The following is a 20,600-nucleotide window of genomic DNA, read 5'->3' as shown; positions in this document are numbered from 1 at the left end:
ATCAGGTTGATAGGTCTGAGGTGGAAGCGTGGTGACACGTGGAGCTGACAGATACTAATAGATCGAGGACTTAACCTTTATTCTAATGTGAAGCTTGAACATTGTTATCTAGTTTTGAGAGAACATTCTCTCCATCAGGTTTGGTGGCGATAGCGAAGAGGTCACACCCGTTCCCATACCGAACACGGAAGTTAAGCTCTTCAGCGCCGATGGTAGTTGGGGGTCTCCCCCTGTGAGAGTAGGACGCCGCCAAGCTTTTCTAAGGATCAGTTCCATACGGAACTGGTCTTTTTTGTTTTTTAAGAAAAGGAACAAACACCCGATCTGACATGGATACATATACTAAACTACCATCTAAAACATTCTTAATTTTGTATACAATTGAAAGCGCTAGGGCATACTGAAGCTATAAGTGGAGGTGTCACAATGAGCAAAAAAGAGCGAGAAGCGATTTGTTTGATTTGTGAAGAGAAAAAGACAAAGGGAATTTATTTATATCATCAGTTTTTGTGCCGAGACTGTGAGCGAAAGTTAATTTCTACATCGACCTCGGATCCTAGCTATTCCGATTATGTGAGAAAGCTTAAAAATCTTCATACGCCGCCTTTGTATTCATAGACCACTAGATGGTCTTTTTTTATGAGCTATAAAGGATTGGTCTTGTTTTTTGGAACTTAGTTTGGACATCATCCGTAATTCATAATAAGATAAACAGAGAGCCTGATTATTCATAGGAGTCGATGAACATGAAATCAATCTTTTATACATTTATATGGGCCATCCTCTCTACTTTTTTTTCGGTTGTGATTTTAACCGTCAGTATAGGGGTTTTCCATCATCATGCTGGATTATCGATACTGTATGCGATGATTGGATGGGGTGTGATGTTTGCAGGGGGCAGATGGGCTGCTTTCCAATTGTTTTTAAAGAAACACGGACTGTCTCGTAGTGATTATGTATATATCAAACAGCATTTAAAAGAAGCAGGGCAAAAACTTGTGCGTTTAAAAAAAGCTTTATTTGCTGTGAAAAACGTACAAACGATCAAACATAATTATGAAGTTCTTCGGCTTGCACGACGAATCTATACAATAACAAAAAAAGAGCCAAATCGATTTTATGATGCACAGCGTTTTTATTTCGAAAGCTTGGATTCTGTCGTTGAACTAACTGAGAAATATGCACTATTGTATAATCAGCCTAATCGTAGTCATGAGCTGGAAATGACATTGAGCCAAACCCGAGTGACATTGACAGAGCTGCAAAAGCAATTGACCAATGATTTGCAGCAAGTTTTAGGAAGAGACATAGAAGCTCTCCATATTGAGCTTGAAGTAGCAGATAAAATGATGAAGAAATAGATGAAAGGAGTCAAACTCGATGAAACCGGAAGATCACGCCACACCATCACCTGCCTCCACTACAGATCTTCAGTTTCGGGTGTTTGATACCTTATCTGATGAGGAGAAAAAAGAAGCCGTGCAGCGTGCTAAGCAGATCCCTGACAATCCGCAAAAACTGCTTTTCTATGGTACACGTGTGCAGGAACGACTATTGGAACAATCACAACAGATGATGAAATATGTTGAGAAAAAAGATATCGATCAAATAGGAGACGTGCTTGAGACCTTTTTGCAGCAGCTGCATGTAGTGGAGCCTGAGGATTTACTGCCAAAGAAACAAGGCTTTTTTTTAAAATGGTTTCAACGGGATAAACGATCTACTCAGGAGATCATATCGCGTTTTCAACATGCAAAATCACAGATCGAGAGATTGTCAGCAAGGCTTCGTTATGCAAGAGGCGTATTAATCTCGGATCATATGTTATTAGAGCGTTTATTTGAAGAAAATCAAACTTATTTTCAAGAGATGACGCTGCAGGTCGCAGCAGTTGAAGCGAAAATGACAACGTTAGAGCAACGGCCTATTTCAGAAACGCAACTTTCTGTTGACCGGACAATAGAGGAGCAATTGATGAGTCAAGAAGTCAATGAAGAAGAGTATGTGGAGAGACTAAAGGAACGAAAGTATGATTTGCTGTTAAGCCGGCAAATTGCATTGCAATGTAATGCACAAATTCGGATGATCCAGCATACGAATCATACATTGGCCAATCATATTCAATCAACTGTTTCTGCGTCTATTCCTCTATGGATCAACCAAATGTCGATTGCGTTAACGCATATTCAGCAACGGGCCAATTCAGCTCTTGAGAACCGAATCCAAAAAACATATGAAAAGGTATCGAAGCAACAGGAACAGCTTCTTGAAGAGGCATCTTTTGCTCCTATAGATACGTTGAAAAAGGTCCAACGTCAATTAGCTGAAACATTACAGGAAACGTTACAGGTGAAAGAGCATGGAAGCCAAGAGCGAGCTCAATTGAAAAGCAGTATGTATGAGGCAGAGCAGCAGCTGGCGAATCCAATAAAGGAATGAGAAACCATCTTTCGGTTCACTTGTTTGAACGTTATAATAGACTTAAGATATCGTTAAAGTGAAAAGGGTCGATTTGATTGAGAACACCTTTATATACAGCATTAGCACAGCATGCGGAAAAGAAGCCTTATTCTTTTCACGTTCCAGGACATCACAATGGAGATGTCTTTTTTGATGAGGCACGGTCCCACTATGCTTCAATCCTTCAGCTGGATGTGACGGAGCTTGAAGGTCTAGATGACCTCCATCACCCGACTGGTGTGATTCAAGAGGCAGAAAATTTATTGACTAAGCTATATGGTTCAGATCAAAGCTTTTTCCTTGTAAATGGCACAACAGTCGGAAATTTGGCGATGGTGATGGCGGCATGCCGCACGGGAGACGAGATTTTTGTCCAGCGTAATTGCCATAAGTCTGTCTTCCATGCGATCGAGCTTGCAGGAGCAACGCCTATTCTGGTAGACGCTGAGATAGACCCACACTTGCATGTTCCAACACATGTGACGGATGATACAGTCAGAAAAGCCATAGCAAGACATCCTAATTGCCGAGCAATCGTTTTGACTTATCCGAACTACTATGGACATGCAGCTGATTTATCAAAGCTGATTCACATGTGTCATGAAGCAGATGTGGTTGTTCTGGTTGATGAGGCTCATGGCGCGCATTTTGTATTAGACGGCGCATTTCCTCCATCTGCTCTTTCCTATGGAGCGGACGTGGTGGTACAATCAGCACATAAAACCCTTCCGGCAATGACGATGGGTTCCTATCTTCATCTTCAAGGGGACCGAATCGATGCGAAGCGATTGAAAACATTGCTCACGATGCTTCAAAGCAGTTCGCCGTCTTATCCAATTATGGCCTCATTAGATGTGGCGAGAGCTTATGTCGAGGAGATCAAAGGAAAAGGGACATTGCATGTAATCATGAAAGAACTGACAGAGCTGAAAGATCAGTTCAACCGTCTGACTCATCTTGAAGTGGTTGAGCCTGACTCGCTGCTTTCCGATCCATTAAAATGCGTCATTCGATCAACAAAAGGACTGACTGGTTACGAACTAAAACGGGTGCTTGAATCAGTGGATGTTCATCCAGAGCTTGCGGACGAACATCAGGTTTTACTTATTCTTAGCTTAGAACAGAGGAAGGACGTTCCTTTCAAGCGGATCGAGCAGGCTCTTAAGCAAAGTGATTCATTGCTCAAAGGAAAAAAACATATCCAAAATGAGACGTTATCTATTGAGACTGATGAGCAAAATCAAGACATAGAGGCTGTCCCATTTGAACATGCAGCAGGCCGGATGAGTGCAGAATCAATTATTCCCTATCCGCCTGGTATTCCTTTGATGATTAAGGGAGAGCGTATTGAGATAGATCAAATTGAGGCGTTAAGCCGTTTGCTTGGACATCAGGTTCATGTTCAAGCAAGTCAGGTCATTCATCAGAGAAAATTATATGTTTATATAGAAGAGGAGACACTATGAGCGGTATGTTTATTACGTTTGAAGGGCCAGAGGGCGCCGGAAAAACGACAGTGATTCGAAAAGTGTACGAAGAAATGGAACGTCAAGGATACGCAGTCATGGCGACACGTGAGCCGGGAGGCATTGAGATTGCTGAGCAGATTCGTGAAGTCATTTTAAATGAAAAAAACACGAAAATGGATGCGAAAACAGAGGCATTGCTGTATGCAGCAGCGAGAAGGCAGCATTTGGCTGAAAAGGTAGAACCGGCATTGCAGCGCGGAGACACAGTCTTATGTGATCGTTTTGTTGATAGCTCTCTCGCTTATCAAGGCTATGCGAGAGGGCTTGGAATTGACCAAGTCAGATCAATTAACGACTTTGCTATTGATGGTACGATGCCGCAAATGACTATTTATTTTTCCATTACACCTGAAGAAGGGTTAAAACGAATTCACGCCAATCAAGGAAGAGAAAAAAACAGATTAGACATGGAGACGCTGAATTTCCACCAGTTGGTCAGAGAAGGCTATGAACTGCTTATTGCCCAATCGCCAGAACGATTCCGTGTAGTAGATGCGTCTCAGCCGATACAGGATGTCTATGAAGAAGTACTTCGGGTGATTCAGGACACATTAAAGAAAAATCAAATATGACCTCATTCCCAATCGTTGTTATAATATAGAGGAAGACATCGGCATGTCACCTGTGCCTAAAACAAAGGAGGCCAATCAAATGAAATTAATTGTTGCCGTTGTACAGGACCAAGATAGCAGCAAGTTGTTGAAAATATTGACTGAACATCATTTCGGCGTGACAAAATTAGCTTCAACTGGTGGGTTTTTAAAGTCTGGGAATACGACTTTTATCATTGGTTGTGATGATGTCCGAGTGGATAAAGCATTACAGCTTATAAAAGAAAATTGCCGCAAACGTGATCAAATGATTGCACCTGTATCTCCAATGGGTGGTAACGCAGATTCATATGTACCATACCCTGTTGAGGTTGAAGTTGGTGGAGCTACTGTCTTTATTCTGCCAGTTGAACAATTTCATCAATTCTAAGGATGGGTTGCTGTGAAAATTAATCAAGATATGCGGCTGCTTTTAGAAAAGCGTGAACTCCAAGGCATTAAAGGAAGCCAAACATCTGCCTCCTTTAAAGCATCGATGGAGACGCAAAGCGGCAAAATGCGCTTAGAGCAGCTGACGGTCATGCTGAGTGATATCGAAGTGTTCGGTAAAAAGCTGACAAAGTCACGAAACCTAAAGGACTTGGCTAGGTTTAAAGGGCTTGTGAAGCGCTTTGTAAAAGAGACAGTCGATAATGGATTCAATATAGAAACATCAAGGAGCTTTGACATTTATGGCAACACGCGTACACTCGCTTTAGTCAAAGCATTAGATGAAAAGCTGATTGAATTAACAGAGGATATGATGGACCAAGAGAAACCTTCTATTGATTTGCTTGAACGTATTGGAGAAATAAAAGGTTTATTGATTAACCTTTACACATAGAGAGTGATAACATGGCAATTAGCTGGGATGACATGAATGATTTGCAGCCGCGCGTCATGCGGCTGATTTTTAATAGTATTGATAAAGACCGACTTGCGCATGCCTACTTATTTGAAGGAAAAAAGGGGACGGGAAAGCTGGATGCTGCGATGCTTTTGGCTAAGAGCTTTTTTTGCTTGAAAGCAGGAGTGAAACCATGTGAATCCTGCCAAAACTGCAAAAGGATTGAGTCAGGAAACCATCCCGATTTACATCTCGTGCAGCCTGATGGTCAATCGATTAAGAAAGCGCAAGTGCAGGCATTGCAAGAGGAATTTACAAAAGCAGGTGTGGAATCTCACCGAAAAATGTATATCATTCTTCATGCGGACAAAATGACGGTCAATGCCGCGAACAGTTTATTGAAGTTCCTAGAGGAGCCTAACCGGGAAACGATGGCAATTTTAATCACTGAGCAATCGCATAAAATGCTGGATACGATTATTTCAAGATGTCAGATGCTTAGCTTTCAGCCGCTGCAGCCGCAATCCTTGGAGCAGCAGCTATTACAAGAAGGCGTATCTCAGCATCTTGCAAGGCTTTTGTCGAATTTAACCAATAATTTAGCAGAAGCACTCGAATTAAGTCGAAATGATCAGTTTGCAGAGTCTAGAGCGAAAGTGATAAAATTGTATGAAGTCTTACACCAGCGAAAAGAACATGCATTTTTTTATATACAGGATCAATGGATGCCTTTTTTCAAAGAGAAAGACCTTCAAGAAACAGGTCTGGATATGCTTTTATATATATATCGTGATGTATTGTCGATTCAAATAGGAAATGAAGATAAAGTCATTTATCAAGACTTATTCCAGACAATGAAGCAGCACGCGCTGCATTCCACACAGCAGATGGTGACGAACCAGATCCTTGCTGTATTAGAAGCGAAAAAGAGACTTCAATCCAACGTGAATGCCCAAGGGCTGATGGAGCAATTGGTGTTGATGTTGCAGGAGGGATAAGTTTGTACAACGTAATTGGTGTTCGTTTTAAAAAAGCGGGCAAAATCTATTATTTCGATCCTAATGGATTTCATATAGAAAATGATAGTTGTGTCATTGTAGAGACGGTCAGAGGAGTTGAGTACGGACAAGTGGTCATCGCTAATAAAAAAGTAGATGAACACGATGTCGTTCTTCCTCTGCGTAAGGTGATTCGTGTAGCAGACGAACGAGACCGGCTCATCGTTGAGGAAAACAAAGAAGCAGCGATGACAGCCTTTGATACATGTCTTCAGAAGGTAAGTGAACACGGGCTAGAAATGAAGCTGGTCGATGTTGAATTTACATTTGACCGAAACAAGGTCATCTTCTACTTCACAGCGGATGGCAGAGTAGATTTCCGCGAGCTAGTGAAAGATCTTGCTTCAATTTTCAAGACGAGAATTGAACTTCGCCAGATTGGTGTAAGAGACGAGGCAAAAATGCTGGGTGGCATAGGTCCTTGCGGGCGAATGCTTTGCTGTTCGACATTCTTAGGAGACTTTGAACCAGTATCCATTAAGATGGCAAAAGATCAAAACCTGTCGCTAAATCCTACAAAAATTTCAGGGCTTTGCGGCCGTTTGATGTGCTGCTTGAAATATGAGAATGATGAGTATGAAACAGCGAAAGAACAATTGCCCGATATCGGTGAAACGATTCAGACATCTAGTGGCTCTGCAAAGGTAGTAGGGCTCAACATTTTAGAACGAATTTTGCAAGTTGAATTAACCGGGCAAGAAAAAGTGATAGAATATACTTGGGAAGAATTATTACAAGAAGGCGTTGTATCTGCACAAACAACTGAGTAACGAGGTGTGCCACCTTGGATAAAAAGGAACTATTTGATACGGTGATCAATTTAGAAGAACAAATCGGTTCTCTTTATCGCCAGTTAGGTGATTTGAAAAATCATATCGGTGAAGTGATTGAAGAAAATCATCAGCTGCAGATGGAGAATCAGCACTTGCGTGAACGTCTGGATCAGTCTGATCGGGACAAATCGTCTGAGACAGAGAATGATTCTGCTCAGAAGCCAGGTCATTCTGATATAGGAGAAGGTCATGATAACCTGGCTCGGTTATATCAGGAGGGCTTCCATATTTGTAATGTACATTATGGGAGCATTCGTAAAGAGGGAGACTGTTTGTTCTGTCTGTCATTTTTAAATAAAAAATGAGAAAAGGCTTCCGCTGAATCGGAAGCCTTTTTCACAGGAAAAGAAAGGATACATCATGGTTTCGTTAAGAGAAGATGAACGATTAGATTACTTGCTCGCCGAAGATATGAAGATTATTCAAAGTAAAACGGTTTTCGCCTTTTCATTGGACGCAGTATTATTAGCGAAATTTGCGTATGTGCCAATCCAAAAAGGAGAGATCATTGATCTTTGTACGGGAAATGGCATTGTGCCATTGCTGCTTTCGACTCGATCTAAGGCCTCCATTACTGGGGTCGAAATTCAAGAACGGCTGTTTGATATGGCAAAAAGAAGTGTGGCGTATAATCAACTTGAAAAGCAAATTAAATTGATTCATGGTGATTTGAATGATATGCCAGCACGCTACGGCAACCACAAAGTAGATGTCATCACATGTAATCCGCCATATTTTAAGACACCTTCTAAGGAAGAAATCAATGAAAATGAATACTTGGCAATTGCTCGGCATGAAATCCATTGTACATTAGAAGATGTCATTCGCGTTTCTTCCACGCTGCTGAAGCAAGGGGGTAAACTGGCGATGGTTCATCGGCCGGGTCGGCTGCTTGAGATTGTGGAATTGATGAAGAAGTACCGAATTGAGCCAAAACGAATTCAATTTGTTTATCCCAAACAGGGGAAAGATGCCAATACCATCTTAGTAGAGGGTATAAAAGATGGAAAACCAGATCTGAAAATTCTCCCGCCTCTTTTTGTTTATGGAGATGATCAAGAGTATACAGAAGAAATCAGGACGATACTGTATGGAGAAGCATAATCATTACTTCTATGTATTGAAATGTGCAGATGGCAGCCTGTATGCAGGTTATACAAATGATTTGCAAAAAAGACTGACGACCCACAATAGTGGAAAGGGAGCAAAGTATACAAGAGCGAGACGGCCGGTTGAGCTGTATTATCATGAATGTTTTGCAACCAAAAGAGAAGCCATGCAGCAAGAATATCGTTTTAAAACGTGGACGCGGAAAAAGAAAGACCTTTATATAGAAGAAATGCGAATAGAAAAGGAGGCGACACATGAAAACACAGAAAAGCTTTGATGGTCAATCAGATATGGGCATTCTGTATCTCGTCCCAACCCCAATTGGCAATTTAGAAGATATGACGTTTCGAGCCATACAAACATTAAAAGATGTAGACTATATTGCCGCAGAAGATACAAGACAAACGAAAAAACTTTGTCATGTCTATGAAATTGATACGCCATTAACGAGTTATCATGAGCATAACAAAGACAGCAGCGGCCACAAGTTAATCGAATGGTTAAAAGAAGGAAAAAACATCGCACTCGTGAGCGATGCTGGTTTACCGACGATCTCAGATCCAGGTGCTGAAGTGGTTCGAGACTTTACTAATATCGGCGGCTATGTCGTTCCGTTACCTGGAGCAAATGCTGCACTTACAGCACTCATTGCATCAGGGATTACACCTCAGCCATTTTTCTTTTATGGTTTTCTTGACCGACAAAAAAAGGAAAAGAAAAAACAGCTCGAAGCTTTGAAGAAGCGTCAAGAAACAATCATTTTCTATGAAGCGCCCCATCGATTAAAAGAAACGCTGACTTTGATGAAGGAAGTGTGGGGCAACCGGAATATCGCCATTACGAGAGAACTAACGAAAAAATTTGAAGAGTTTATTCGTGGAGATTTAGAGTCTGTGCTGACATGGGCCGCAGAACATCAAATCCGGGGTGAATTCTGTCTTGTCGTACAAGGTAATGATCAAGATGAAGAAGAGTTAAATGAAGATGTCTGGTGGAAGTCCTTATCTGAAAAGGAACACGTGATCCATTACATAGAAGAAGGATTAACGTCGAAGGAAGCCATTAAACGTACAGCCGTCGAACGTGGTGTACCAAAGCGCACCATATACGATGCTTATCATATTGGACAATAAAGAAAGGTTCTTGCAAACGGTGCAAGAACCTTTTTTATATCAAACTTATTTTTGTGATTGAAGTTGGTTTTGGATTTCGTTAATGATTTGCTCTGCACCTTCACGGCTAAGAACTAATTTACCATTAGCAAGTTTAAGGTTATCGTCTGATACTTCACCTGTAACTTGGCAAGTCATGTTTGGTTTATATTTTTTTAGGATAATTTTTTCATCATCAACATAAATTTCCAAAGCGTCTTTTTCAGCGATTCCTAGAGTACGGCGAAGTTCGATTGGAATCACCACGCGCCCTAATTCGTCAACTTTACGTACAATACCTGTAGATTTCATCTTCATTCTCCTCCCAAAGAGTTCTTATTCTTAATATAATATTATCTTCGTCATTATTCGACAAATTCCTTACATTCATAGCATAACAAGGTTTCCATAAATCGTCAATCATTTTGTTTACTATTGTTTGTAAAATATGACTCTTAAAGTCAAAAGACCTTGAAACTACTGATTTATAAGGGTTTTGTGGCTTTTTTCTATGAAAATATGAGAAATGACGAGTTCAGATTAACAAGACTTTTGCCCTAAATTAGACAATTGTAAATCTGGAGATATATTTCATACGACAATATTCGACAAAATGACGACAGGTTTGTCGTTTTTTTCGAAAAACTCATCTTTTTCGATCATTTCATCTTGTTCTATGTATATATGCTTGATCTTAAAGGCTAAGATGGTATCATAGAGAAAGCACAAGTGCAAAATTTAATGAATTGATCTAACACATTTTCATGTAATGATGATAACCGCTCTCGTCCATTGGGCGGGAGTTTTTGACATTTACACACACGCAGGAGGTTCCGACATGCCGGAAAAGAAAAAAACGTTTTATCTGACAACACCTATTTACTATCCGAGCGGAAAATTACATATTGGACATGCTTATACGACAGTAGCAGGGGATGCTATGGCTCGTTATAAACGTCTTCAAGGCTATGATGTGATGTATTTAACGGGTACAGATGAGCACGGACAAAAAATTCAGCAAAAAGCTGAAGAACAAAATATTACACCGATCGAGTATTTAGATCCGGTCGTAGCAGACATTCAATCATTATGGAAGAAACTCGACATTTCGAATGATGATTTCATCCGTACAACAGAAAAAAGACATACGAAAATCATTGAGCAAGTGTTTCAAAAGCTGCTTGATCAAGGTGATATTTATTTAGATCAATATGAAGGCTGGTACAGTATTCCTGATGAGACATTCTATACGGAAACACAGCTTGTGGATGTTGAGCGGAATGAAAAAGGAGAAGTCATTGGCGGGAAGAGCCCTGACAGCGGACATCCTGTCGAATTAATTAAAGAGGAATCATATTTCTTCCGTATGAGTAAGTACGCGGATCGTTTACTAGACTATTACGAAAAGAATCCAACGTTCATTCAGCCTGAATCAAGAAAGAATGAAATGATCAATAACTTCATTAAACCCGGTTTAGAGGATTTGGCTGTATCAAGAACAACCTTTGATTGGGGAATTAAAGTTCCTAACAATCCAAAACACGTCATCTATGTATGGATTGATGCGTTATTCAACTATTTAACTGCGATTGGCTACGGAACTGATCAGGATGAAAAATATAAAAAATATTGGCCTGCTAACGTGCATCTCGTAGGGAAAGAAATTGTACGCTTCCATACGATTTATTGGCCAATTATGCTGATGGCACTAGATCTGCCGCTGCCGAAACAAATTTTCGCACACGGCTGGCTGCTGATGAAAGATGGTAAGATGTCTAAATCAAAAGGGAACGTAGTAGATCCCGTCACATTAATTGATCGCTATGGCCTTGATGCCCTTCGTTATTACCTCCTTCGTGAAGTACCATTTGGTGCGGATGGTGTGTTTACACCAGAAGGATTCGTGGAACGTGTAAACTACGACCTTGCCAATGATTTAGGTAACTTGCTTAACCGTACAGTTGCGATGGTACAAAAATATTTTGACGGTACATTAAGCAGCTATAAGGGTCCAGTTAATGAGTTTGATGAGGAACTTAAAGCGGTAGCTGAGCAAACAGTCAAAGCCTATGAAGAAGCGATGGAAAACCTTGAATTCTCGGTGGCTCTTTCAAATGTTTGGACATTAATCAGCAGAACCAATAAATATATTGACCAGACAGCTCCATGGGTGCTGGCAAAGGATGAAACAAAACGAAAAGAGCTGCATTCTGTCATGTATCATTTAGCAGAATCACTGCGCATCACAGCGGTTCTCTTAACGCCATTCCTAACGAAAACACCTGAGAAAATCTTCTTCCAGCTTGGCATTGAAGAAGAGAAGCTTAAAAGCTGGGATAGCATTCTATCTTTTGGTGCCATTCAACAAGCGACGGTACAAAAAGGAGAGCCTTTGTTCCCTCGTTTAGAGGTTGAAGAAGAAGTAGCGTATATTAAAGAGAAAATGCAGGGAAGTGCACCAAAGGAAGAAGAGAAAGTAGAAATAGAAGAAACGGAATTACCTGAGCTTGGAGCAGAAATTGCATTTGATGATTTCTCAAAAGTTGATCTTCGAGTAGCACAGGTACTGGAAGCAGCCCCAGTGAAAAAAGCGGATCGTCTCTTAAAGCTTCAGCTTGATTTTGGATTTGAAAAAAGACAAATTGTTTCAGGGATTGCCAAGCATTATCAACCTGAGGAATTAGTAGGGAAAAAGCTCGTTTGCGTAGCGAATCTGACACCAGTCAAACTCAGAGGGGAAATTTCCCAGGGAATGATTTTAACTGGAGAAACTGATGGGAAATTGCAGGTTCTTGAAGTAGACCGATCTCTAGCAAATGGAACAAAAATTTTATAAATCAACAAAAGGTGTTCCACGTGTAACATTTCGTCGAACACCTTTTGTTTTTTTAGAAGAATTATCGAAAGGAGCAATCAACGATGTTATTTGATACACATGCCCATTTAAATGCTGAACAATATAATGAAGACTTAGAGCAGGTGATCGAAAGAGCGAAAAGTGAAAAAGTCGAAAAAATCGTGGTGGTAGGGTTTGACCGCCCGACAATTACGAGAGCAATGGAATTAATTGAAGAGTATGATTTCATCTATGCAGCCATTGGCTGGCACCCAGTCGATGCCATTGATATGACAGATGAGGATTTGCTGTGGATCAAAGAATTATCTCAACATGAAAAAGTCGTTGCGATTGGAGAAATGGGTCTGGATTACTATTGGGACAAGTCGCCAAAAGATGTACAAAAGGAAGTCTTTAGACGTCAAATTGCTCTTGCGAAGGAAGTGAATCTTCCAATCATTATTCATAATCGTGACGCAACGGAAGATGTCGTGACGATCTTAAAGGAAGAGGGAGCGGCTGATGTTGGAGGGATTATGCATTGCTTTACGGGCAGCCTAGAAATCGCAAAAGCGTGTATGGATATGAACTTTTATATTTCATTCGGTGGACCCGTGACATTTAAAAATGCCAAAAAACCGAAGGAAGTTGTCAAGGACATACCAAGTGACCGGCTTTTAATTGAAACAGACTGCCCTTACTTAACGCCAGCGCCATTTAGAGGGAAACGTAACGAGCCAAGTTATGTGAAATATATCGCAGAACAGATCGCGGAGTTACGAGAAACAAGCTTTGAAGAGCTTGCTGAATTGACCACAAAAAATGCGAAAAAAGTTTTCGGTATAAACTGACAGTATATGATGTCAATCCTTGTTTAAGCTTGTCCAATTGTGAAACATAACGAAAATGTTCTACACGTTTGCGCCTCCTCATAGGATAAGTTGTCGATAAGTCTTTCTTCCCTTCCTTCCATCAATCTCCCATAATAGGGTTACAATCGAGCATTTTTGTACAGTGGGAGGAAGGGTTGACAGGTTTTGAGATACTCTATATAATCTCTCCGAGGAGAAGGAGGCGTTTTTCATCGTACAAAAAATGAAAAATCTGTTTTCTGTTAAGCTAGGAAAAGGCAAGGTTTTATTACTAGTTGTTTGCTTGCTTTTAGCTGGAACTGGGACGGCTTACGGTGCGCATGAGCTCACTAAGCAGTCTATTACCATTTCAATCAATGGTAAAGAGAAGACAATTCGTACACATGAAGAGACAGTAGCACAGCTGCTTTCAGACCTTGGAATAAAGACCAGGGCGGAGGATCATATCTCTCCAAGTCTAAATACAAAAATTGAAGACAACATGAACATTGTGTATGATGCGGCTATACCGGTTCATCTGACCCTAGATGGGAAAGAGAAAACGATATGGACAACAGATCAGACGGTTGGAGCATTATTGAAGAATGAGAAGATAGATATTGGGAAGCACGATCAAGTAACTCCAGGAAAGAATGACAAGATTAAAAAGGATATGAATCTTGTGGTTCAGCAGGCCTTCCAGGTCAGCGTAAATGATGGAGGAAAAGATAAAAAGGTGTGGACCACTTCGACTACGGTCGCTGACTTTTTAAAGCAACAAGAGCTGAGGCTCAAGAAGCACGATAAGATCAAGCCTGCGTTACATAGTCATATTTCTAAAAAAAGCGCAGATATCCAGATCACTCGGGTGGAAAAAGTCACCGATGTAGTGGAAGAGAAAATTGCTTTTGATACCAAACATAAAAAGGATCGTTCTCTTGAAAAAGGAAAAGAGAAGGTGCTTAAAAAAGGTGAAGAAGGTAAATTGAAGAAGCACTATGCCATTGTGAAAGAAAACGGCAAAGTGGTGTCTAAAGAATTGATTAAAGAAGTGACTGAAAAAGATAGCAAGGATCGTTTAGTGGCTATTGGTACACAAGTGTCCAATAAAGAGCCTAAAGCGACACCTGCCGTTTCAAGAAGCAATGAATCATCTGGAAAAGAATTTTATGTGGCGTCGACAGCCTACACAGCGAGCTGTGCTGGATGTACTGGCAGAACGTCAACAGGCTTTGATTTAAAAGCAAATCCGGGTGCAAAGGTTATAGCAGTAGATCCGAGTGTCATTCCGCTAGGCTCTAAAGTGTATGTGGAAGGCTATGGATATGCCGTTGCATCAGACACTGGATCTGCTATAAAAGGGAATAAAATCGATGTGTTCGTCCCAAATAAGTCGGCAGCTTATCAATGGGGAAATAAACGAGTGAAAATTAGAGTACTCAAATAAACACATCCAATCATTTATATGAACAGAGGGCTTTGCGCACCCTCTGTTTTTTTGGTTATAATAGAAGCACTGTTTTCTAATTAATTAGACGCAAAAACAGCATGAAAGGTTTCATTTTTTAACCAAAAATTGTTTATTGTTTTTGCAAGCGGAGGAATACATGAAAATCAAAGAAATCATTGTGGTGGAAGGTCGTGATGACACTGCCAGAGTGAAGATGGCAGTTGATGCAGATACGATCGAAACAAACGGATCAGCTATTGGTGATACAGTTATTCAACAAGTGCGTCTTGCTCAGGAGACGAGAGGGGTCATTATTTTAACTGATCCTGATTTCCCTGGAGAGAAGATCCGGAAAACCATCGCAGAAGCGGTTCCTGGCTGTAAGCACGCATTTTTGCCAAAACATCTTGCGAAGGCGAAGCGGGACAAAGGAATTGGCGTCGAGCATGCTTCCTTGGACAGTATTCGAGAATGCCTAGCCCATGTCCATGAGGAAATGGAAGAATCGGAAAGTGACATTACATTAGATGACTTATTTGACGCAGGCCTTATCGGAGGCGAATCGTCGAAACGCCGCCGCGAACGACTAGGTGTGCTTTTAAATATAGGATATACCAATGCGAAGCAGCTGCAAAAGCGCCTTCACATGTTCCAAATAACCAAACATGATTTTATTGCGGCCTTAAAGACCGTCATGCAGGAGGAAGCCGATGAATAAAGATATTGCGACACCCATCAGAACGAAGGAAATACTGAAGAAATACGGTTTCTCTTTTAAAAAGAGCTTAGGGCAGAACTTTTTAATTGATACAAATATACTCGATCGTATTGTCGATCACGCAGAGGTGACGGATGAGACCGGCGTGATTGAGATTGGGCCTGGTATCGGTGCATTGACCGAGCAGCTCGCTAAGCGTGCAAAGAAAGTCACTGCTTTTGAAATCGATCAGCGTTTATTGCCCATTTTAAACGATACGCTTTCTCCATATGATAATGTCACGATCATTCATCAAGACGTATTAAAGGCGGATGTGAGGAAGGTCATTGAGGAAAATTTTGCTGACTGTAAAGAAGTGATGGTTGTCGCCAACCTTCCATATTACGTGACGACACCGATTATTATGAAGCTGCTTGAAGAAAACCTTCCATTGAAAGGGATTGTGGTCATGCTGCAAAAAGAAGTAGCAGATCGTATGGCAGCAGTCCCTTCATCAAAGGAATACAATTCGCTGTCTATCGCAGTTCAATACTATACGGAAGCGAAAACAGTAATGGTTGTGCCTAAAACTGTTTTTGTTCCACAGCCTAATGTGGATTCGGCTGTGATTAAACTAACCGTTCGTGAAACGCCTGCTGTCTCAGTAGAAAATGATGTGTTTTTCTTTCAATTGATCCGTGCGAGCTTTGGTCAGCGCCGAAAAACATTGATGAATAATCTCATGAACAATTTACCTGATGGAAAAAAACATAAAGCCATCATCGAAGAAGCACTTCAAACAGCAGACATTGATGGAAAGCGCCGCGGCGAGTCATTATCCATTGAGGAATTTGCCCGTTTGTCGAACGTTTTACAAAAAGCCCTGTCTTAAGGGCTTTTTTCTTTTGTTTTTCACCACTTTGTTCGTTCGGGCATAGGCTAGAAAGAACAGCACACATGAAAGAAGAACATATTTTAGCGTAAGACGATACCAACAGGATATGAGCCTGATTGTGGAGTGAAAAGCATGCAATTTCAAATAGGAGATATGGTGACAAGGGCATCCTATCAAATGGATATTATGTTTCGAATCATTCGAATTGATGAGACCGATCAGCACGAAGCCACCGCCATATTGCATGGGAATGAAGTGAGGCTGATTGCTGATGCCAAGGTGTCAGATCTCGTCAAGATTCAAAAAGAGGAACAGCTGACTAGAGAGAAGGATGACGAGCGAAAAATCAATGAATCGCTCGATTTACTAAGACAGGATTATCAGCTGCTGCGGGAAAAACAAGAGTATTATACTTCTGGACAATATCAGCATCAAGAGCAGTATTTTCACATGCCTGGAAAGGTCCTTCATTTAGATGGAGATGCTTCATACTTAAAGAAATGCTTAGATGTATATGAACGAATTGGTGTACCTGTGTATGGTGTACATTGCCATGAGAAGAAAATGCCAAGCATGATTGACTCGTTAATTGATCAATATCGACCTGATATTTTGGTCATCACAGGACATGATGCGTATTCCAAGCAAAAGGGCGGCGTACATGATATCGGTGCCTATCGCCATTCTCGTCATTTCGTTGAAACGGTTCAAAAAGCAAGACGGAAAATTCCTCATTTAGATCAGCTTGTGATCTTTGCAGGTGCCTGTCAATCTCATTTTGAATCATTGATCCAAGCAGGTGCCAATTTTGCGAGCTCGCCTTCACGTGTGAATATCCATGCGCTCGACCCCGTCTATATCGTTGCGAAGATCAGCTTCACTCCATTTGTAGATCGAATCAACGTGTGGGATGTGCTCCGAAATACATTAACAAGAGAAAAAGGCCTCGGAGGCATCGAGACGAAGGGTGTTCTAAGGGTAGGTATGCCATATAAAAGAGACCATGAATCGACATAACCCGACTGATTTCAGTCTGGTTTTTTTTATGTTCAAAAAGAAATTTCAAAAGGATACATAATTCACCGGAATTTGAGAAAAATAGGGAGAAGAAAAGGTAGAAGTTTGTCAAAATTATTTTGTTGACAATGGCTCGTGTTCGTTGATATAATTTAATTTTTATTTGACAAAAACGGGCCGTTGTTGTATAATTATCTCAGTGAGGTGGATGCAATGGCGAAGACTTTGTCCGACATCAAAAGATCGCTTGATGGTAACTTAGGTAAACGTTTGACGTTAAAGGCTAACGGGGGCCGCCGTAAAACAATTGAGCGTTCGGGCATTTTAGCTGAAACGTACCCTTCTGTATTTGTGATTCAATTAGATCAAGATGAGAATTCGTTTGAAAGAGTTTCTTATAGTTATGCAGATATACTGACTGAGACGGTCGAATTAACGTTCGATGATACCGCTAGCTCAGTCGCCTATTAATGGGCAGTGAACTTCTTGTTTACTGCTTTTTGTTTTGCCTTTTTTTCTGAATGGGAGTCTGTCCATTTTTTGAAAGGGGTAAAAGGAAGGAATCGATACAAAATAAGAAAGCCACACAAGCAGTGGCACTGATTCGAATTCTCGACTAAAGGGGCTGTTTCGTTTGGGTAGACGCCGAGGCATTATGTCAGATGAGTTCAAATACGAGCTGGCGAAGGATCTTGGATTTTATGATACCGTCAAAAATGGAGGCTGGGGAGAGATTCGTGCGCGTGACGCAGGTAATATGGTCAAACGTGCCATTGAATTAGCTCAACAGCACATGGCTCAGGATGAGAATCAACGATAGAAAAACGGTCAGGGATACCTCGGGTGTCTCTGGCTTTTTTTGATGAAAAAGTCAGTGTGCTCGGCGTAAAAGCCTATATTCATCAGATCCATCAAATGTGATACAATATTGATACTTATGTTTAGATGGAGAAGTAGGTGAAATGTTTGCGTATTTTAGAAAAAGCACCGGCAAAAATTAATCTCTCACTTGATGTTCATGGAAAAAGACCGGATGGATATCACGAAGTGGAGATGGTGATGACAACAATAGACCTTGCAGATCGACTAGAGCTGACGGAGCTGGACAAGGATGAAATCCGTGTATCATCTCATAATCGATTCGTGCCAGATGATCAGCGTAATTTGGCTTATCAGGCGGCTAAATTACTCAAAACAAGGTTCGGTATTCAAAAAGGTGTATCAATTGTCATCACAAAAGCAATTCCAGTCGCAGCAGGTTTAGCTGGGGGCAGCAGTGATGCGGCAGCAGCTCTTCGCGGCTTAAATCGTTTGTGGAAATTAAACCTCACGTTAGATGAACTAGCTGATCTTGGAGCGGAGATCGGCTCAGATGTGTCTTTTTGTGTACACGGAGGCACAGCACTAGCGACAGGACGTGGAGAAAAGCTGAAGCATATTGCGACACCGCCGCATTGCTGGGTGATTTTAGCGAAGCCGGTGATTGGGGTATCTACAGCTGAAGTCTATAGACAATATGACGCAAGCAAAGTAGAACACCCAAATGTAAAGCGTATGATTGAAGCGATTGAAGCGAAAGATTATAAAGAGATGTGCGGCTCACTCGGCAACGTTCTAGAGTCTGTGACATTAAAGATGTACCCAGAAGTAGATATGATCAAAAGACAGATGAAGCGTTTCGGTGCTGACGCTGTTTTAATGAGTGGAAGCGGCCCTACAGTATTTGGCTTGATTCAATATGAATCGAAGGTACAAAGAATATATAACGGACTGAGAGGATTTTGTGATCAAGTATACGCTGTCCGCATGATCGGCGAACAAAATGCCCTTGATTAAATCCGTATATTAAGTTATATTTATCATAAATTATTCGGGTTCTGGGGGTAAGTTCATGAAGTTTCGTCGAAGCGGCAGATTGGTGGACTTAACAAATTATTTGTTAGCCCACCCGCACGTACTAGTACCGTTAACTTTTTTTGCAGAAAGATATCAATCTGCGAAGTCCTCCATTAGTGAAGACTTAACGATTATCAAACAGACCTTCGAACAGCAGGGAATAGGCACATTGCTTACTGTACCTGGTGCTGCTGGCGGAGTGAAATATATTCCAAAGATTCACCTAAAAGAAGCAGACGACGTAGTAAACGATATCGGAGAGGCTCTATCGACTCCTGAACGTGTACTTCCTGGCGGTTATTTATATTTAACCGATGTTTTAGGTAATCCATCAATTCTTGCGAAAATCGGTAAGCTGTTTGCGACCATCTTTGCAGACCGTGCGATTGATGTCGTCATGACCGTTGCGACAAAGGGTATTCCAATTGCCTATTCTGTTGCGGGTTATTTAAATGTGCCTGTTGTGATCGTTAGAAAAGATAATAAGGTAACCGAAGGATCAACTGTAAGTATTAACTACGCGTCAGGTTCGTCTAACCGAATTCAAACCATGTCACTTGCAAAGCGGAGTTTAGATAAAGGATCCAATGTCCTAATCATTGATGACTTTATGAAAGCGGGCGGAACCATTAACGGCATGATGAATTTGCTTGAGGAATTTAATGCAAATGTTGCAGGGATCGGTGTTCTTTTAGAAGATGAAGGCGTAAATGAACGTCTCGTTGATGAATATGTATCGCTTTTAAAGCTTTCAACCATTGATATGAAGCAGAAGATCATTGAGATCAATGAAGGCAATTTCCACGAGTTTTTTCATTCGAAAGCTTAAGCTTTGATCAAACATGTAGTTGAATGGGAGAGATTGATATGACAAAAGTTGTTCAAACCAAACATGCACCAGCAGCCATTGGACCTTACTCTCAAGGGATTATTGTCAATAACATGTTTTACAGCTCAGGGCAGATTCCATTAACGCCAGCTGGAGACTTTGTAAATGGAGATATTAAAGAACAAACACATCAAGTGTTCCGTAATCTTAAGGCCGTACTTGAAGCAGCAGGTGCTTCCTTTGAGACAGTCGTGAAAGCAACAGTTTTTATCAAAGATATGGAACAATTCGCAGAAGTAAATGAAGTGTACGGTGAGTATTTCCATACACATAAGCCAGCTCGTTCATGTGTGGAAGTAGCAAGACTTCCTAAGGATGCACTCGTAGAAATTGAAGTGATTGCATTAGTAAAGTAAACAGGCAGTCTCAACGAAAGCCGTTTGGTTTCATCATATGCAGGAAAAGACATCATCATGATGTCTTTTTTTCACGCAGAGAATGTAAGCGTCGTCACCAAAATGACAAATAATGTATAAATATCCCGATATTTC

The 20,600-nt window shown here is 41.0% G+C and carries 25 protein-coding genes and 1 rRNA gene; 25 read left to right on the top strand and 1 reads right to left on the bottom strand.

Features of this window, described 5'->3' with window-relative positions; translation table 11 throughout:
- Positions 1–139 precede the first annotated feature (139 nt).
- From rrf to rsmI, 14 genes are all read left to right on the top strand, one after another.
- Positions 140–255 (top strand): 5S ribosomal RNA (gene rrf, locus C6Y01_RS18535).
- A 171-nt stretch (positions 256–426) separates the two neighbouring features.
- Positions 427–618 (top strand): sigma factor G inhibitor Gin, encoded by a 192-nt coding sequence (locus C6Y01_RS18530; RefSeq protein ID WP_003217973.1) that lies wholly within the window; start codon positions 427–429, stop codon positions 616–618.
- 128 nt (positions 619–746) lie between these two features.
- The gene (locus C6Y01_RS18525) at positions 747–1,361 is read left to right on the top strand and encodes a 5-bromo-4-chloroindolyl phosphate hydrolysis family protein (protein WP_095286193.1); all 615 of its coding nucleotides are present in this window, start codon (positions 747–749) and stop codon (positions 1,359–1,361) included.
- A gap of 19 nt (positions 1,362–1,380) precedes the next feature.
- A complete protein-coding gene (locus C6Y01_RS18520; RefSeq protein ID WP_095286194.1) occupies positions 1,381–2,439 on the top strand; it encodes a toxic anion resistance protein in 1,059 nt (352 codons plus the stop codon).
- Positions 2,440–2,516: 77 nt separating this feature from the next.
- Positions 2,517–3,926 (top strand): aminotransferase class I/II-fold pyridoxal phosphate-dependent enzyme, encoded by a 1,410-nt coding sequence (locus C6Y01_RS18515; RefSeq protein ID WP_106038599.1) that lies wholly within the window; start codon positions 2,517–2,519, stop codon positions 3,924–3,926.
- Positions 3,923–4,561 (top strand): dTMP kinase, encoded by a 639-nt coding sequence (gene tmk, locus C6Y01_RS18510; RefSeq protein ID WP_034665671.1) that lies wholly within the window; start codon positions 3,923–3,925, stop codon positions 4,559–4,561. The genes C6Y01_RS18515 and tmk overlap by 4 nt, the downstream gene beginning before the upstream one ends.
- A gap of 79 nt (positions 4,562–4,640) precedes the next feature.
- A complete protein-coding gene (locus C6Y01_RS18505; protein ID WP_024425625.1) occupies positions 4,641–4,970 on the top strand; it encodes a cyclic-di-AMP receptor in 330 nt (109 codons plus the stop codon).
- 12 nt (positions 4,971–4,982) lie between these two features.
- Positions 4,983–5,423 (top strand): YaaR family protein, encoded by a 441-nt coding sequence (locus C6Y01_RS18500; RefSeq protein ID WP_034665673.1) that lies wholly within the window; start codon positions 4,983–4,985, stop codon positions 5,421–5,423.
- Between the two features lie 11 nt (positions 5,424–5,434).
- Positions 5,435–6,424, top strand: coding sequence for a DNA polymerase III subunit delta' (holB, locus tag C6Y01_RS18495; RefSeq protein WP_034665677.1), 990 nt, complete (start codon positions 5,435–5,437; stop codon positions 6,422–6,424).
- 2 nt (positions 6,425–6,426) lie between these two features.
- The gene (gene ricT, locus C6Y01_RS18490) at positions 6,427–7,254 is read left to right on the top strand and encodes a competence/sporulation regulator complex protein RicT (protein WP_012008643.1); all 828 of its coding nucleotides are present in this window, start codon (positions 6,427–6,429) and stop codon (positions 7,252–7,254) included.
- Positions 7,255–7,268: 14 nt separating this feature from the next.
- Positions 7,269–7,622 carry a DNA replication initiation control protein YabA gene (gene yabA / locus C6Y01_RS18485; RefSeq protein ID WP_003217957.1) on the top strand — a complete coding sequence of 118 codons (354 nt, stop codon included), beginning with the start codon at positions 7,269–7,271 and terminating at the stop codon, positions 7,620–7,622.
- Between the two features lie 55 nt (positions 7,623–7,677).
- The gene (locus tag C6Y01_RS18480; protein ID WP_034665680.1) at positions 7,678–8,421 is read left to right on the top strand and encodes a tRNA1(Val) (adenine(37)-N6)-methyltransferase; all 744 of its coding nucleotides are present in this window, start codon (positions 7,678–7,680) and stop codon (positions 8,419–8,421) included.
- Positions 8,408–8,704: a GIY-YIG nuclease family protein gene (locus C6Y01_RS18475; protein WP_106038598.1), complete on the top strand. Its 297-nt coding sequence runs from the start codon at positions 8,408–8,410 to the stop codon at positions 8,702–8,704. The genes C6Y01_RS18480 and C6Y01_RS18475 overlap by 14 nt, the downstream gene beginning before the upstream one ends.
- Positions 8,682–9,560 (top strand): 16S rRNA (cytidine(1402)-2'-O)-methyltransferase, encoded by an 879-nt coding sequence (gene rsmI, locus C6Y01_RS18470; RefSeq protein ID WP_034665683.1) that lies wholly within the window; start codon positions 8,682–8,684, stop codon positions 9,558–9,560. The genes C6Y01_RS18475 and rsmI overlap by 23 nt, the downstream gene beginning before the upstream one ends.
- 45 nt (positions 9,561–9,605) lie before the next feature.
- Here the strand turns inward: rsmI and abrB are convergent, their stop codons facing one another.
- Positions 9,606–9,896 (bottom strand): transition state genes transcriptional regulator AbrB, encoded by a 291-nt coding sequence (gene abrB, locus C6Y01_RS18465; protein ID WP_087975202.1) that lies wholly within the window; start codon positions 9,894–9,896, stop codon positions 9,606–9,608.
- A 520-nt stretch (positions 9,897–10,416) separates the two neighbouring features.
- Here abrB and metG point away from each other — a divergent pair.
- The 11 genes from metG to ridA all read left to right on the top strand — a co-directional run bounded on the left by metG (position 10,417) and on the right by ridA (position 20,465).
- Positions 10,417–12,414: a methionine--tRNA ligase gene (metG, locus tag C6Y01_RS18460; protein WP_034665685.1), complete on the top strand. Its 1,998-nt coding sequence runs from the start codon at positions 10,417–10,419 to the stop codon at positions 12,412–12,414.
- An 83-nt stretch (positions 12,415–12,497) separates the two neighbouring features.
- Positions 12,498–13,265 carry a TatD family hydrolase gene (locus C6Y01_RS18455; protein WP_034665688.1) on the top strand — a complete coding sequence of 256 codons (768 nt, stop codon included), beginning with the start codon at positions 12,498–12,500 and terminating at the stop codon, positions 13,263–13,265.
- A gap of 244 nt (positions 13,266–13,509) precedes the next feature.
- The gene (locus tag C6Y01_RS18450; protein ID WP_106038597.1) at positions 13,510–14,712 is read left to right on the top strand and encodes a G5 and 3D domain-containing protein; all 1,203 of its coding nucleotides are present in this window, start codon (positions 13,510–13,512) and stop codon (positions 14,710–14,712) included.
- 160 nt (positions 14,713–14,872) lie between these two features.
- Positions 14,873–15,433, top strand: a complete 561-nt coding sequence (gene rnmV, locus C6Y01_RS18445; protein WP_095286198.1) for a ribonuclease M5 — start codon at positions 14,873–14,875, stop codon at positions 15,431–15,433.
- Entirely contained in the window at positions 15,426–16,304 is an 879-nt protein-coding gene (rsmA, locus tag C6Y01_RS18440; protein ID WP_095286199.1) for a 16S rRNA (adenine(1518)-N(6)/adenine(1519)-N(6))-dimethyltransferase RsmA, read from the top strand. Before rnmV ends, rsmA begins: the two co-directional genes overlap by 8 nt.
- A 135-nt stretch (positions 16,305–16,439) precedes the next feature.
- Positions 16,440–17,324: a sporulation peptidase YabG gene (gene yabG / locus C6Y01_RS18435; RefSeq protein ID WP_095286200.1), complete on the top strand. Its 885-nt coding sequence runs from the start codon at positions 16,440–16,442 to the stop codon at positions 17,322–17,324.
- A gap of 213 nt (positions 17,325–17,537) precedes the next feature.
- Positions 17,538–17,795 (top strand): biofilm formation stimulator Veg, encoded by a 258-nt coding sequence (gene veg / locus C6Y01_RS18430; protein WP_003217979.1) that lies wholly within the window; start codon positions 17,538–17,540, stop codon positions 17,793–17,795.
- Between the two features lie 163 nt (positions 17,796–17,958).
- The gene (locus C6Y01_RS18425; RefSeq protein WP_012008653.1) at positions 17,959–18,144 is read left to right on the top strand and encodes a small, acid-soluble spore protein, alpha/beta type; all 186 of its coding nucleotides are present in this window, start codon (positions 17,959–17,961) and stop codon (positions 18,142–18,144) included.
- Between the two features lie 146 nt (positions 18,145–18,290).
- Positions 18,291–19,160 (top strand): 4-(cytidine 5'-diphospho)-2-C-methyl-D-erythritol kinase, encoded by an 870-nt coding sequence (gene ispE / locus C6Y01_RS18420; protein ID WP_034665703.1) that lies wholly within the window; start codon positions 18,291–18,293, stop codon positions 19,158–19,160.
- A gap of 55 nt (positions 19,161–19,215) precedes the next feature.
- Positions 19,216–20,049, top strand: a complete 834-nt coding sequence (gene purR, locus C6Y01_RS18415; protein WP_034665706.1) for a pur operon repressor — start codon at positions 19,216–19,218, stop codon at positions 20,047–20,049.
- Positions 20,050–20,087: 38 nt separating this feature from the next.
- On the top strand, positions 20,088–20,465 hold the full coding sequence (ridA, locus tag C6Y01_RS18410) for a 2-iminobutanoate/2-iminopropanoate deaminase (RefSeq protein WP_034665708.1): 378 nt from the start codon (positions 20,088–20,090) through the stop codon (positions 20,463–20,465).
- Positions 20,466–20,600: the final 135 nt, after the last annotated feature.

It is taken from the genome of Bacillus sp. NMCC46, assembly GCF_002998465.1.
Lineage (GTDB): Bacteria > Bacillota > Bacilli > Bacillales > Bacillaceae > Bacillus.
This window is presented reverse-complemented; position numbering and strand designations above follow the sequence as displayed.

Bases quoted from the DNA above. Each gene is read 5' to 3' on its own strand.
- C6Y01_RS18480 (WP_034665680.1), top strand. From the start codon at position 7,678: ATGGTTTCGTTAAGAGAAGATGAACGATTAGATTACTTGCTCGCCGAA.
- tmk (WP_034665671.1), top strand. From the start codon at position 3,923: ATGAGCGGTATGTTTATTACGTTTGAAGGGCCAGAGGGCGCCGGAAAA.
- rnmV (WP_095286198.1), top strand. From the start codon at position 14,873: ATGAAAATCAAAGAAATCATTGTGGTGGAAGGTCGTGATGACACTGCC.
- C6Y01_RS18455 (WP_034665688.1), top strand. From the start codon at position 12,498: ATGTTATTTGATACACATGCCCATTTAAATGCTGAACAATATAATGAA.
- metG (WP_034665685.1), top strand. From the start codon at position 10,417: ATGCCGGAAAAGAAAAAAACGTTTTATCTGACAACACCTATTTACTAT.
- ridA (WP_034665708.1), top strand. From the start codon at position 20,088: ATGACAAAAGTTGTTCAAACCAAACATGCACCAGCAGCCATTGGACCT.
- holB (WP_034665677.1), top strand. From the start codon at position 5,435: ATGGCAATTAGCTGGGATGACATGAATGATTTGCAGCCGCGCGTCATG.
- C6Y01_RS18450 (WP_106038597.1), top strand. From the start codon at position 13,510: ATGAAAAATCTGTTTTCTGTTAAGCTAGGAAAAGGCAAGGTTTTATTA.
- C6Y01_RS18475 (WP_106038598.1), top strand. From the start codon at position 8,408: ATGGAGAAGCATAATCATTACTTCTATGTATTGAAATGTGCAGATGGC.
- veg (WP_003217979.1), top strand. From the start codon at position 17,538: ATGGCGAAGACTTTGTCCGACATCAAAAGATCGCTTGATGGTAACTTA.
- rsmA (WP_095286199.1), top strand. From the start codon at position 15,426: ATGAATAAAGATATTGCGACACCCATCAGAACGAAGGAAATACTGAAG.
- C6Y01_RS18530 (WP_003217973.1), top strand. From the start codon at position 427: ATGAGCAAAAAAGAGCGAGAAGCGATTTGTTTGATTTGTGAAGAGAAA.
- C6Y01_RS18505 (WP_024425625.1), top strand. From the start codon at position 4,641: ATGAAATTAATTGTTGCCGTTGTACAGGACCAAGATAGCAGCAAGTTG.
- C6Y01_RS18525 (WP_095286193.1), top strand. From the start codon at position 747: ATGAAATCAATCTTTTATACATTTATATGGGCCATCCTCTCTACTTTT.
- yabG (WP_095286200.1), top strand. From the start codon at position 16,440: ATGCAATTTCAAATAGGAGATATGGTGACAAGGGCATCCTATCAAATG.
- purR (WP_034665706.1), top strand. From the start codon at position 19,216: ATGAAGTTTCGTCGAAGCGGCAGATTGGTGGACTTAACAAATTATTTG.
- C6Y01_RS18520 (WP_095286194.1), top strand. From the start codon at position 1,381: ATGAAACCGGAAGATCACGCCACACCATCACCTGCCTCCACTACAGAT.
- rsmI (WP_034665683.1), top strand. From the start codon at position 8,682: ATGAAAACACAGAAAAGCTTTGATGGTCAATCAGATATGGGCATTCTG.
- abrB (WP_087975202.1), bottom strand. From the start codon at position 9,896: ATGAAGATGAAATCTACAGGTATTGTACGTAAAGTTGACGAATTAGGG.